Genomic DNA, 12177 nt, shown 5'->3' with positions numbered 1-12177 from the left:
AAGCCTTCTTTGTCGTGTTGATTGAGGGTGCGGGTGCTATGCGCTACCGCTGGCTCATACGGATGCTCATATCGATGGGCTTCGCCGTGAACGGGGCTGTGGTGGCCAAGCCGTCGACGCCTGTAGCTGCATACTCCGCAGCGTTCGACGGGTTGATGCCGCCGGCGGCGATTATTGTGAGATGCGGGTCTATCGAGCGAAGCTCCTTCACCAATTCGGCCATTTCCGCCGCAGGGAGCTTGTCCAGCTGCACGCCGTCAACGCCCGCCTTGGCCAGAATTCGCGCATGCTCCGCATCCGCCTCCACGAAGAGCTTCTTCTCGATGCAACGGCTGCGGATTTCCGGAAGCTTCTCAAGGAATGCATCGAATCCGCCCATGAACGTGAGGTGGTGTTCGAACACCAGCACGGTTTCGGAAAGGCCGAGCCGGTGGGGGAAGGCGCCGCCGATGCGGACAGCATCCAGCAACAGGTCCTTGACGCCGGGCATGCTTTTGCGGGTGACCAGGATTTCGCATCCAGGGTTTTCTCCGTGTGCGGCATCGACCATCGTTCGTGTTTTCGTGGCAACAGCGGACAGGTGATCGAACATGTTCAGCCCCACCTTCCACAGTTGATGCAAATCTGCCGCTGTGCCCTCGACCGTCATGATGGTGTCGCCTTCGGCTAACTGCTCGCCGTTGCAACGCGAGTCCGTCACCTGGCAGTTCAGGGCATGCGCCATGCACCTGACCACATCGACGCCAGCAAGCACGCATGCTTCGCGCGTGAAATACTCCATGGTGCCCGGCTGGTCTGCCACGCCCAGAACTTCGCTGGTCAGGTCAAGATACGGCACGTCTTCGGCGATCAGATAGTCGATGCGGTTTTCCGGAATGAACATGACGTCGGCCCCCTTAAGCAAGCTGCGCCGGAATCCAGAATGCGGCGGACGTTGCTTGCTCCTCGAACATGATTAAACATGCATAAGAATAACTGAAACTAACGTTTCCCACAATCTTATAAATAGGCATTTGCCGATCTCCGCTTGCTTTCTTTCTGAATCGGCATGGGCTGGTATTTATGCAACGCCCCCTTGACGGTATCCGCGCAACCGTACAGCAACTCATATTCCGACTCTTACGCGAATTGCCGCACGCGGGGAAATGTAACTGGACAAAAGGCTCCGTCCCCATTGTCCCGCGCGTAACCGTACAGCAACGCATCCTTCCTGCCTCCATACGATTTGCCGCACACGGGACAATACTGCCCGTTTACTGCCTCTCGTAACGATGCGCATCAAGGCGTGCTGTGCTATAGTTGCATCACCTTAACGGGGAGCTGAGACGATCGCTCGGCTGAGAGGAAGGCGCGACGGCCTTCGACCCGCTGAACCTGTCTGGATAATGCCAGCGTAGGGAGTGCGTTTTCGCAATCAAGGCCCTGCTTTGGCGCGGGGCCTTTTTCATCGGGCCCCGTGGACGGCCGAAAGGCCAGAAAGGGGTGCACCATGGAATGTGCCATTGCCCTCCAATATCTGCCTATGGATTCGACGAGCGATGCCGAAACCTGTCGAGTGGTTGACGAGGTGATAGCCGCCATCGACGCCAGCGGACTTGACTATTACGTCGGCCCGTTCGAAACCACCGTGGAGGGCGACTTCGACAGCTGCATGGCGCTGCTGAAGACTTGTTTGGAAGCGGGTGCCGCCGCTGGGTGCAAAGAGAGCGCGAGCTATGTGAAGATCAGCTGGCGCCCGGGCGGACGTGTCATGTCTACGGATGACAAGATAGGCAAGTACCATCCGACGGATTCCGAATTCTCAGTTCGCAACATCGCATAACGTGGCCGGGCTGAAGAACATACAGAACAGGCAAGGCCGAAGCGGCATGAAGCGAATTGCCGTTCCATTGGCTACGCTTGCGCTCATCCTGTTGGTGTGGCAAGGGTCTGTGGATTTCGGGTTCATCCCGAATTTCCTTCTGCCTACGCCTACGCAGGTTGTGGCGTCCCTCGCAAACGACTGGCAACTGCTGGCGCACCATGCGGCGACCACGCTGTTGGAGGCCGCTGTGGGCTTGGCTCTCGGCGTGCTTCTGGGATTCATCGTTGCCGTGGCCATGGACCGTTTCGAAACGCTGTACCTGGCGCTTGAGCCCGTCGTAACCATCTCCCAAACGGTGCCGACCATCGCGATCGCACCTCTGCTGGTTTTGTGGCTCGGCTACGGTTTGCTTCCGAAGATCGTGCTCATCATCGTGACCACTTTCTTCCCGATCACCGTTTCGCTGGTGTCGGGATTCAAATCGGTGGATCCCGACGTGGTGGACCTGATGCGCACGATGAACGCTTCGCGCTGGCAGATCTTCCTGTATGCGAAGATCCCAGCTGCCAGCGACCAGTTCTTCGCGGGCCTGAAAATCAGCGCCACCTATGCCATCGTCGGCGCAGTCATCGCCGAATGGCTCGGCGGAAACGCGGGCTTGGGCGTCTATATGACGCGCGTCCGCAAATCGTTCTCCTATGACCGCATGTTCGCGGTCATCATCGTGATCAGCGCGCTGTCGCTGGTTCTTATGAAGCTCATCGACCTGCTTCAAAAGGTTTGCATGCCTTGGAAGCCTCAGGAAAGGAAATAAACATGTCTATCAATCCCGCATCTCTTGCTGGCTTGTCCCGTCGATCGTTCATGAAGGTTGCAGGTGCTGCATCGGTTATCGCCGCAGCAGGGCTTTCAGTCGGATGCGCCCAGCAGGGTGGAGATGGCGCCCCCGCAAACACGGACGGCCTTACGGAAATTTCCTTCGTGCTCGACTACACCCCCAATACCAACCATACCGGCGTGTACGTGGCCATTGCCAACGGTTACTACGAGGAGGAAGGCTTGGCCGTGACCATCGTCATGCCGCCCGAGGACGGCGCCGATGCGCTTATCGGATCGGGTGGCGCGCAGTTCGGCGTAACCTACCAAGACACCATGGCGAACTACCTTGCCAGCGAAACGCCGATGCCCTACACGGCTGTGGCTGCCGTGGTGCAGCACAACACCAGCGGCATTATGTCCCGCGCCGAAGACAACATCACCAGCCCCAAGAAGATGGAAGGCCATACCTACGCCACCTGGAACCTGGATGTTGAGCAGGCCACCATCCGCGACGTGGTGGAAGCTGACGGCGGCGATTTCAGCAAGGTCGAAATGGTTCCCTACGCCGTTGACGACGACGTTGCCGGCCTGCGCACCAAAGCTTTCGACACCGTGTGGGTGTACGAGGGTTGGGCCGTCCAGAATGCCAAGATCCAGGACTTCGAATACAACTACTTCCCGTTTATCGAATTCGACTCCGCGCTGGACTTCTACACGCCGGTCATCGCTGTCAACGACGAGTTCATGGCTGCGAACCCCGATGTGGTGAAGGCATTCCTGCGCGCCACGGCCAAAGGCTACGAGTTCGCGGTCAGCGACCCGCAGGCTGCTGCCGACATTCTTGTCGAGGCCGTGCCCGAGCTCGATCCTGAGCTTGTTGCCGAAAGCCAGGAGTATTTGGCAGGGCAGTATATCAGCGATGCCGAGCGTTGGGGCGAATTCGATGCGGATCGCTGGGCTGCCTACTACCAGTGGCTCAACGACGAGAAGCTGGTTGCAACCGAGCTCGCAGTAGACGCCGGCTACACCAACGACTACCTTGCATAGCGGTTGTCTGGACCATGCCTGATCGGAATCTGGACAAAACCTTGATTCAGCCTGAATCCGTTTTGACGGCGGATAGACTCACCCTTGCCTGGGAGGACGTCGTGGTGACTGAGGAAGTTTCACTGCACGTGCTTCCAGGGGAGGTGTGCTGCCTTGTCGGCAAGTCCGGCTGCGGAAAAACAACCATTCTGCATGCTTTGGCGGGCTTGACGAAGCCTGTTTCGGGACGGGTGCTGGTGCATGGCTGTGACGTCACGGGAAAGCCGGGGCGCGTGAGCTACATGCTGCAAAAAGACCTTCTGCTTGAACAGCGGCGCGTCATAGACAACGTCGCCTTGCCTTTGGTTCTTAAAGGGGTTTCGAAACGAGAGGCGCGGGCTGCTGCCGAGCCGTTGTTCGAGCGGTTCGGGCTGGCGGGAACCCAGATGAAGTGGCCTCATCAGCTTTCGGGCGGCATGCGGCAGAGGGCGGCGCTTCTGCGAACCCATCTTATGGGCAACGACTGCATCCTTTTGGACGAACCGTTCAGCGCGCTTGACGCCATGACGCGTATGGACATGCGCGAATGGTTCTTAGGGATAGTGAAGGACTTGGGTCTTTCGGCTTTAATCATCACCCACGATGTGGATGAGGCCGTATGCCTTTCAAGCCGCGTGTACGTGCTTTCAGGAAGCCCTTCCCATGGGACCCCGTCACGCATCGCCGACGAAATAACCATCGACCGCGGCGACCTGCCCCTCGACGAGTTCGAGCTGACCTATGCCTACGCCGACGCCAAACGCCGTATCCTCGATGCCATCCGCCACTAACCCAATGAGTCGGGGGCGTGTGTGTCACTAGGGACGTTTCCTTCTGACACATTTTTGCATTTTTGTGTCAGAAGGGACAGATTGAGACAGGGGGCAGCGGGCGTAGCCATTTATCCAGTAGCAGATCCGTCCGCAATGATGCAGGAATGCCTCAATTTGAAACGTACAGACTGGCACGCTGATACATGGGCAATAGTGGACAGCCCCTCGTCGCCCCAAACTGTCCCCACTGACACAAAAATGTGTCAAAACAATACGTCCCTACTGACACATCGCCTTAGAGGCCGCGGTCGAAAGCGAGGAGGTTGCGATAGCGTTCCTCGGTGGCGGCAAGGTGGGCGGGGGAGCCGTCCATCGCCAAGGCACCATCCTCGATGAACACGATGCGGTCGAACATGTCGGCGCCTTGCAGATGGTGCGTGATCATGATGAGCGTGCGGTCCGCACAGGTCTCGAACAGCGTCTCCAGCAAGGCTTGCTCGGTTATGGGGTCAAGGCCCACTGTCGGCTCATCCAGCAGCACGACGGGCGTGTTTGCCAGAAGGATTCGCGCGATGGCGATACGATGCCGCTCACCTCCTGAGAATCGTTTGCCGGCTTCGTCAACCATGGTATCCAGGCCGTCAGGCAGTCCAGCCACCAGCCCGCCTAGGTGTACGCGTTCCAATGCGTCAAGCACCTGCTCATCGGTGGCTTCGGGGTTACCCAGCTTAAGGTTGTCGCGCAACGTTTTATTGAACAGATAAGGATTCTGCTGGATCACGCCGATGTATTGTGTCAGAGCATCGCTTAATTCGAACGTGGGAACGCCGCCGATGCAAACGCTTCCCGTATCGGGAGCATATTCTCCACGTATGAGCGATGCCAGCGTGGATTTGCCCGAACCGCTTCGACCGAGGATTGCCACCTTCTGACCTGCGGGTATATGTAGGCTCACCTGATTTAGGACAAGACGCTCGGTACCAGGGTAGGAAAAACCCACGCCGTCGACGTGCATATCTGCCGAAGCGGGTGTCTTGCCGCAGTCCCGCCTAAGCTCCTCTGGCGGCAGCGCGTTCAGCCTGTCGATCGTGTCGCGGTAGATGTTGACCTGAGTCAACGCGGGAGAGAGGGGAGTGAAGGCGTCGATGAGCGGGAAGAACCCCAGCGCGAACGCCGCGATGTAGTTCGCTTCGATGCCTGGGTCGTAGCCCAGGCCTCCGCCTGCCCACACCAGCACCACACATACGCCGATGGCGAACACAATCGAAAGCACCAGGTTGTTGCCTCGCTCGTACCGGTTGAGCGACGCTTGCACGGCGCGTTCCTGAGCTGCAGCCGCCTGCGTGCGCCCTTGGCATTCTCCGGACCGGCCCGAGAACACCCAGTCGGTTGCGCCCAGCACGTTGTCTGCCAGATCCCCATACAGGCTGCTGCGCAAACTCTTGCGGCGCTCTATGCGGGCCCGGTTGACCAGCATCGATGCTAAAGGCAGAAGCACGCAGGTGGCTGCAAGTATCAACGCCATGGCAAGCGCGAACCGAATATCGAAAAGCCCCAGCGCGGCAATCAACAGCGCATACACCAGCCACGCGATAACCGTGGGGAAGATGGTGCGCAGGTACAGGTTCTGCACGTGCCCGATGTCTTCGGCGATGTATCCCAGGTAATCACCGGTGCGGTGCGTGCCGCGCATGCGGACGGCGTTCCGCTCGATCACATCGTACAGGCGCCGGCGCATGTCGCTTGTCATGCGGAATACCCAATCGTGGCTGAAGAGCCGCTCGAAATAATGCGTGACGGGTTTGCCTAACGCGCACACCTGTACGATGACGATAGGGATGAATACGGTCAGCACGCCGCCTTCGGGCCGCTCGCCGGTGGCGCTAATGGCGTACCCCGATTCGAACATGAGCATGGTCGCGGCCACATACGTAACAACACCCAGGAACAGCGCTGCTACCAACGGCTTGCGATACTTGCTGAAGTAGGGGCGAACCCACCTGTCTTCGCTACGGCTCATCGTGCACCCCCGTTCATGTTCTCGACCAAGCGCCAAAGCGCGCCCCGCTCGGCCAGGAGCTCGCGATAATCGCCCTGCTCTGCCACATCGCCATCTTCCATGACGATGATCCAATCCATGTCTGCCAGCCAGTGCAGTCGGTGCGTGGCGAATATCACCAACCTGCCTTCCATCAGCGGCAGCATGCGGGATTTAAGCTCCAGCTCCGTTTCGATGTCCAGATGTGCCGTGGGCTCGTCGAATATGAGGATGCGCCGTGAGTCGTCCAGAAGCACGCGGGCCAATGCGATGCGCTGCGCCTGGCCGCCCGACAAGGCGCGACCGCCTTCACCGATCACCGTGTCCAGCCCTTCGGGAAGCTGCGCGAGAAGCTCATCCAGGCCGACAAGTTCAACGGCTCGCATGACCTGCTCATCGGTGGATTCCGGCGCGTAAAACCTGATGTTGTCGCGCAGGCTCACGCCGAACACGTATGGGTCTTGGGGAATGTAGGCCACTTGATTCTGCCAATCGGAAAACCCGAGTCCGCCCTCGTCGGCGTCGAACGTGGCGCCGTCGATGGTGATTGTTCCTCCGTCGGGCGATGCAAAACCCGCAAGCAGACTTGCCAGAGTGGACTTTCCGGAGCCGCTTACGCCGACGACGCCCACCTTCTGGCAACCTTCGATAGACAGGTACACATCCTTTAAAGCAGGTGTATCAGCACCTGGGTAGGTGTAGGAGACCTCGTCAAGCTCCAGCATGCTATACGGCGACCATGGCGCTACAGCATGTTCGCGGGCCGGCACTGTTTCCTTTGCCGCATCGATCATCCCCACGATGGCAGCCAAAGCGTTCTTACCGTCCAAAGACGCATGGTAGTCGCTGCCGAACTGGCGGATGGGTTTGAAGTATTCGGGAGAAAGCACCAGCACTGCAAGCGCTGCGAACAGTCCGATGGAACCGTCTACCAGGTGAAATGCCAGCATGATGGCAACCCCTGCCACACCAAGCGTTGCTATCAGGTCAAGCACGGCGCTTGAAAGCGTGGCCACCTTCAATGTGTCGATGGTCGCTACCCTGAAATCCTCGCTGGTCTGATAGATCTGCTCGCCGTTTTGGCGACCGCGTCCGAAAGCCCGAAGGGTGTCCATGCCGCGCAGCGTGTCCACGAAATGGTTCGACATGCGCGTGTATTTAGCGTACTGGTTTTCGGCCCTGGCCTTCGCGACTTTGCCCAGCATGACCATATAGAAGATGATGACCGGGTACATGACCAGAAGGATGATGCCCGACGTAAGGTCAAGCACGAACGAGCAGATCAGAAGCACAAAGGGAATTACTACCACGCCAACGAGCTTGGGCAGTATGATGCGCAGGTAGTTTTCCGTCTGCGAGGCGCCTTCAAGCACCGACCAAGTCACAGCAGCCGTCCCGTTATCACGCACCATCTGCCCGCGCGTGCGGAACAGGCCTGCCAGAAGCTCACCGCGCAGGCACTCAACCTGTTTGTTGGCGAACCTGTCGAGCATGCCGTCTTGCAGGTGATGCACGAGCGCCTGCAGCGCGAAACACCCGAAGAACAACGCGATATGCGGCAGCGCATGTGCGAGAGAGCCGCCTTGCCACATGGTGGTTATGGCTGCGGATAGCGAAACCGCCTCGCCGATGATGCTTGCGGAAAGCACCAGCGCAAACACCACGAGCATTCCCATAACCGGCATGATGCCGGGCAGCGAGAAGAGCGATTTATCCATCATGGCGCGGTCCTAACGTCGGCGGATGCAATGCACCATATTTTACACAATACCCTTCGACTCACGGCCGCGCCACAGCGCTGAGCAGCATCGTTTTCCGAACCGTTGATGCAGAGGGCGCCTTCTCCAAAAGCGCCTGCCGAAAACGTCTCAATCGGCATTGCGCAATCCGCATATGCCCCGCACGGCACAATTCGGGCTGTCAGAAACGGCCCGAAGGGGTCGACAAGCGATCGGAGGAACAATGGGCATTTTCGGAAACAAAATCTGGCACCGACTCGGCGGCGACGACCAATCCTACGGCATGGTGCCCGCAGGTGGTCCTACCGAGCTTCTGGCTGGTGGAAACGCCGGTTGGGACAACGTGAGCGGCAACACGCAGGTGCTTGCGAACCTGGCTGTTCCGAACACTGCAATCCAAGCGTCTGCCACCTGCTACGAGCAGCCGTATCGCCGCTATGCGGCCGGCAACACCCGCGTTGCCAAGGAGGTCAACGTCAACATCGCCATCGACATGAGCGCATCGGTCCCGCCCGAAGGCGTGCGTTATTTCGCCGACAAGGGCCTGGACGCCATCTTCCAGGAGCTGACCAAGGCGTCGCTTGACAAGGGGTACCATTACAACATCCGCGTGGTCCTGTTCAACGGAGGACAGCGCGAGATCATCCCCTTCTGCGATCTGGAAGAGGCTAAACGCATCAAGGCCGCCGGCTTCGGCCACATCGACACCAGCGGCTGCACCGACCTTGAAGGCGTGGTCCGTAGCGATTTCGCCGCCATCGACCGCCTGAAGGCCGATCAGGACGCGAAGCACCTCATGCGCGCCTCCAGCCTGGAGATCATCGCAACGGATGCCCAGAACACCGACGCACAAGGCTATCAGGAAGACCTGTCCGAAAGTTTGAAGCAGGAGATCCTGCACCGCGTCGGAACGTCTAAGACCAACATGTTCGTCATCGGCTTCGGCAACGTGGACGACGACCTGCTGCGGGCGCTTGGTCCCAAGACCACCAAGGTGAGCAAGGCGAACGGAAAATCCTACGAGGTCATGCACGCCATCAAGCACGTGGGCGAGACCTATGACGACGTGGATTGCTGGCGCTTTATTTCCGACCTGATCGCCAAGCGTTCCAGCAACGTGGGTTCCAACCCCAACGTCGAGTACAAGGGCAACGAGGCCGCCCTCGCCGAAATCGGCGCCCTTGGCGTGGATCAGAGCGTATGGCAGATCATCGCCTAGCCCCATTAGAGAAAGGCACGTTCATGCTGTATTACAAGATGTCCGAAACCGGCCTTTCCCATAGGGCCGAGGGCCTTCCGAACCAGGACCGCGTCAAGATGGTTTGCTCGAACGATGTAGTGGTCCTGGCGGTGGCTGACGGCATGGGCGGCGAGGCCCTGGGCGAGCAGGCGGCCGAGATTGCCTGCAGCGCCGCGTACGCTGCGGCATGCTCGACCATCGTATGCGACAGGGAGGCGTTTCTCTACACTGCGATGCCCGCCGTTCAAGCTGGCTTCGGAGCCGCGTTCAACGCGTTGCAGAAGGCGAAGCTGGACCACGGCTGGAACCTGGGCGATTTGGGTACCACGCTCATGGTGGCCGCCTACAACGTCAAGACGGGCGATTTGTTCTACGGCTACGTTGGCGACGGGGGATTCGCCGTCAACCAGGCGGGAGAGTGTTTCATGGTTGAACAGCCGCAGAAAGGCGATAACGCCAACCAGACCTTCATGGTGCTCGACTGCGATCATTGGCGTTTCGGGCACATCGAACTTGTGCAGTCGTTTTACGTGGCAACCGACGGCATCGGCGACTGCATAGCCTCGTACAACCAGGAGCACGGCACCCAGGAAGTGAGCTTCGAAGGGGAGAACCTGCTGTCCTACCCGGTGGGGTGGACCCAATCACAGGTGGACGCGCGCATGGACGACATTTTCAAGGCGCCGGCCCTGGTGAAGCCTTCGGATCCTGTCGCACTGCAGGCGTACGACCCGGCGAAACTCCAGGCTGGGTCCATGCAACTACCGGCAGCTCCGGGCGAAACCCATGCGGCGAACCGTCCCTACGCGAAACGCTACACCGAAACGTATGCGGCCCGCAGCAAAGCTCGTTCCATACCCATCGAAGGAGCTGAACCGTCCATGCCCGAACCCGGGCCCGATCCGCTGCCGGGGCTCTTCGACCTAGTGGACGACGACCGTACGGTGGTTCTGGTCTGGAGCGACTCGGTGGATGTCCGCAACGAGTGGCCTTTCTACGAGCAGGCCGTCTACGCCAAGGTGAACCCTGCCGTGGCGCGCCGCATCTGCCGCAATCGTAAAAGCCCGCTGACCCGTATCCGCAATCTGTTTCAGTCAATCTAACCGACCCGCAAGGAGCGCATCATGCCCGCCTACTTCTCAGAAGACGGTAAGAACCTGGCTCTGACCTGCATGGACAACGGTGGTCGCGGCTTCGTGTTCGAAGTCGACGGCCAGCCGTCCTGCGTCTGCAAGATCGTCGACCCGATGTTTCGGAGCGAAGGCCGCCGCCGCAAGGTCCAGTGGCTTATCGACCACAGTTTCTTGGCCGACGGGCACGTCTCCATGTTGGTGTTGCCGAAGGGCAACGTCTACGATTCTCAAGGCGCATGGGCAGGCTACTTGATGCGGCGTGTGAAAGGCGTGTCCCTGAACCGACTGAGCCACTCCGACCAGGTCTCGCCCAGCTTCCGCGTCATGCTCGCACGCATGCTGTGCGAGAGCGTCATTGCGGCTCACGACGCCGATCTTGTGGTGGGCGACCTGTCGCTGGCAAACGTGGTCTTCGATCCGGAAGAGCGTCAGATGTGGATGCTCGACGCAGACTCCTTCCAGGTCAAGGACCGAATTGCCCACGTGGTCTACCCAGCCACCGAATCCCGTGAGAAGTCGCCTGAGATGCTCGGACGAAGCGAAGGGGCCGTGGTGCTCACGCCCCAGAGCGACTGGTTTTTGCTTGCAGTGGCCGTGTTCCAGCTGCTGTTTTTGGGCGAGCATCCTTTCGAGTGTCGCGAGTCCGACGTGGATCCCGTAGACGCCCGCATCGAACACACCCTGAACCGCGACTTCGCCTACAAACGCATCCCGGGTGCGCTTCCGGTCAACACATACGGGCCGCACCTGGCCGAATGTTTCGAGCGCGCATTCGCGCGGAGCGGGCCCATGCCTTCGCCGACCGAGCTGCGCGATGCTCTCAACGAGCTGTTGAACGCCAAGTTCACGTGCTGCTCGAACTGCGGATTCGAGCACTCGAACATGCTTGCGGCCTGTCCGAACTGCGGGTCGAAGCGCAGCCGCAAAGGCAAGGCCATCGCAAACCCTTTGGACGGCGAACGCTTGACTGATGCCACCGGGCAGTTCGCCGAAGCCATCCGCACCAAGTGGCACACCGTGGAGGAACGGATTCAGGAGCGTAGCGAGCAGCGCGAAGCCGCAAGGCTCAAGCTTGACCAGGAACGCAAGGCCGCCCGTGAGAAGCGCTCCCAGGCGCTGCAGCGAACCAGGCGCGATGCCCGCAAGGCGATCGACGGCATGCGCGAGGGCGTGCGGACGCAGATTGCGAAATGCATGGAGCCCGCTTCGCATAGCATATCCCTGGCGGTCAAGATGGTCATCGCGGTCATGCTCGCTTCGGTGGCCTTGCATTTCGCCCTGAACTGGAACGATGTAGCAGTTCTGTTGGAAACCGACCTGGAGGTGTTGATTATGGAAGCCGTCATCGTCGGCGTATTGGCGCTGTACCTGTTCACCATGTTCTCCAAGGACCTGGCCAAGGCAGGCGTCTTCGCCGCACTGTTCTTCCTGTTCGTCGTGTACGCCGTCGAACCCTCGTTCCTAAGCTACGCAGGGGAGTTCTTCGCCCTGATCGGCGGCTTGGTTCTGGACCTCGCGGGCATGGCGGCGAACTTCCTGATGGAAATCGTCACCTCGTATTAGGAG

General features: G+C 59.5%; 10 protein-coding genes and 1 riboswitch. Of the genes, 7 read left to right on the top strand and 3 right to left on the bottom strand.

The window, feature by feature from the left end; genetic code table 11:
* Nucleotides 1-43 precede the first annotated feature (43 nt).
* Complete coding sequence (gene modD, locus SHEL_RS06715; RefSeq protein ID WP_012798494.1) at nucleotides 44-883, bottom strand: ModD protein; 840 nt, start codon at nucleotides 881-883, stop codon at nucleotides 44-46.
* Nucleotides 884-1303: 420 nt separating this feature from the next.
* A riboswitch (TPP riboswitch) is annotated at nucleotides 1304-1417 on the top strand.
* A 72-nt stretch (nucleotides 1418-1489) separates the two neighbouring features.
* Between modD and SHEL_RS06710 the strand changes: the two genes are divergently transcribed.
* The 4 genes from SHEL_RS06710 to SHEL_RS06695 are packed head-to-tail and all read left to right on the top strand — an operon-like array spanning nucleotide 1490 to nucleotide 4479.
* Complete coding sequence (locus tag SHEL_RS06710; RefSeq protein WP_012798493.1) at nucleotides 1490-1822, top strand: thiamine-binding protein; 333 nt, start codon at nucleotides 1490-1492, stop codon at nucleotides 1820-1822.
* A gap of 46 nt (nucleotides 1823-1868) precedes the next feature.
* Entirely contained in the window at nucleotides 1869-2618 is a 750-nt protein-coding gene (locus tag SHEL_RS06705) for an ABC transporter permease (protein WP_012798492.1), read from the top strand.
* A gap of 2 nt (nucleotides 2619-2620) precedes the next feature.
* Nucleotides 2621-3670 carry an ABC transporter substrate-binding protein gene (locus tag SHEL_RS06700; protein ID WP_012798491.1) on the top strand — a complete coding sequence of 350 codons (1050 nt, stop codon included), beginning with the start codon at nucleotides 2621-2623 and terminating at the stop codon, nucleotides 3668-3670.
* A gap of 14 nt (nucleotides 3671-3684) precedes the next feature.
* Nucleotides 3685-4479 carry an ABC transporter ATP-binding protein gene (locus SHEL_RS06695; RefSeq protein WP_050749542.1) on the top strand — a complete coding sequence of 265 codons (795 nt, stop codon included), beginning with the start codon at nucleotides 3685-3687 and terminating at the stop codon, nucleotides 4477-4479.
* Between the two features lie 277 nt (nucleotides 4480-4756).
* On the opposite strand, the gene cydC is transcribed toward SHEL_RS06695, so the two are convergent.
* On the bottom strand, nucleotides 4757-6481 hold the full coding sequence (cydC, locus tag SHEL_RS06690) for a thiol reductant ABC exporter subunit CydC (protein WP_012798489.1): 1725 nt from the start codon (nucleotides 6479-6481) through the stop codon (nucleotides 4757-4759).
* Nucleotides 6478-8220, bottom strand: coding sequence for a thiol reductant ABC exporter subunit CydD (gene cydD, locus SHEL_RS06685; RefSeq protein WP_012798488.1), 1743 nt, complete (start codon nucleotides 8218-8220; stop codon nucleotides 6478-6480). The genes cydC and cydD overlap by 4 nt, the downstream gene beginning before the upstream one ends.
* Before the next feature lie 241 nt (nucleotides 8221-8461).
* On the opposite strand from cydD, the gene SHEL_RS06680 reads away from it, so the two are divergent.
* From SHEL_RS06680 to SHEL_RS06670, 3 genes are read left to right on the top strand one after another with little or no spacing between them, the layout of a single operon-like run.
* Nucleotides 8462-9457 carry a vWA domain-containing protein gene (locus SHEL_RS06680; protein WP_012798487.1) on the top strand — a complete coding sequence of 332 codons (996 nt, stop codon included), beginning with the start codon at nucleotides 8462-8464 and terminating at the stop codon, nucleotides 9455-9457.
* Nucleotides 9458-9480: 23 nt separating this feature from the next.
* On the top strand, nucleotides 9481-10581 hold the full coding sequence (locus SHEL_RS06675; protein ID WP_012798486.1) for a protein phosphatase 2C domain-containing protein: 1101 nt from the start codon (nucleotides 9481-9483) through the stop codon (nucleotides 10579-10581).
* Between the two features lie 21 nt (nucleotides 10582-10602).
* A complete protein-coding gene (locus SHEL_RS06670) occupies nucleotides 10603-12174 on the top strand; it encodes a hypothetical protein (RefSeq protein WP_012798485.1) in 1572 nt (523 codons plus the stop codon).
* Nucleotides 12175-12177: the final 3 nt, after the last annotated feature.

Source organism: Slackia heliotrinireducens DSM 20476 (assembly GCF_000023885.1).
GTDB classification, from domain to species: Bacteria; Actinomycetota; Coriobacteriia; order Coriobacteriales; family Eggerthellaceae; genus Slackia; species Slackia heliotrinireducens.
The sequence above is the reverse complement of the archived record's forward strand: the minus strand, read 5'-3'. Positions and strand labels throughout refer to the sequence as shown.

What these genes read in the sequence shown, in the direction of transcription:
- SHEL_RS06680 (WP_012798487.1), top strand. Translation starts at nt 8,462, where the DNA reads ATGGGCATTTTCGGAAACAAAATCTGGCACCGACTCGGCGGCGACGAC.
- SHEL_RS06700 (WP_012798491.1), top strand. Translation starts at nt 2,621, where the DNA reads ATGTCTATCAATCCCGCATCTCTTGCTGGCTTGTCCCGTCGATCGTTC.
- SHEL_RS06670 (WP_012798485.1), top strand. Translation starts at nt 10,603, where the DNA reads ATGCCCGCCTACTTCTCAGAAGACGGTAAGAACCTGGCTCTGACCTGC.
- SHEL_RS06710 (WP_012798493.1), top strand. Translation starts at nt 1,490, where the DNA reads ATGGAATGTGCCATTGCCCTCCAATATCTGCCTATGGATTCGACGAGC.
- modD (WP_012798494.1), bottom strand. Translation starts at nt 883, where the DNA reads ATGTTCATTCCGGAAAACCGCATCGACTATCTGATCGCCGAAGACGTG.
- cydC (WP_012798489.1), bottom strand. Translation starts at nt 6,481, where the DNA reads ATGAGCCGTAGCGAAGACAGGTGGGTTCGCCCCTACTTCAGCAAGTAT.
- cydD (WP_012798488.1), bottom strand. Translation starts at nt 8,220, where the DNA reads ATGATGGATAAATCGCTCTTCTCGCTGCCCGGCATCATGCCGGTTATG.
- SHEL_RS06705 (WP_012798492.1), top strand. Translation starts at nt 1,869, where the DNA reads ATGAAGCGAATTGCCGTTCCATTGGCTACGCTTGCGCTCATCCTGTTG.
- SHEL_RS06695 (WP_050749542.1), top strand. Translation starts at nt 3,685, where the DNA reads ATGCCTGATCGGAATCTGGACAAAACCTTGATTCAGCCTGAATCCGTT.
- SHEL_RS06675 (WP_012798486.1), top strand. Translation starts at nt 9,481, where the DNA reads ATGCTGTATTACAAGATGTCCGAAACCGGCCTTTCCCATAGGGCCGAG.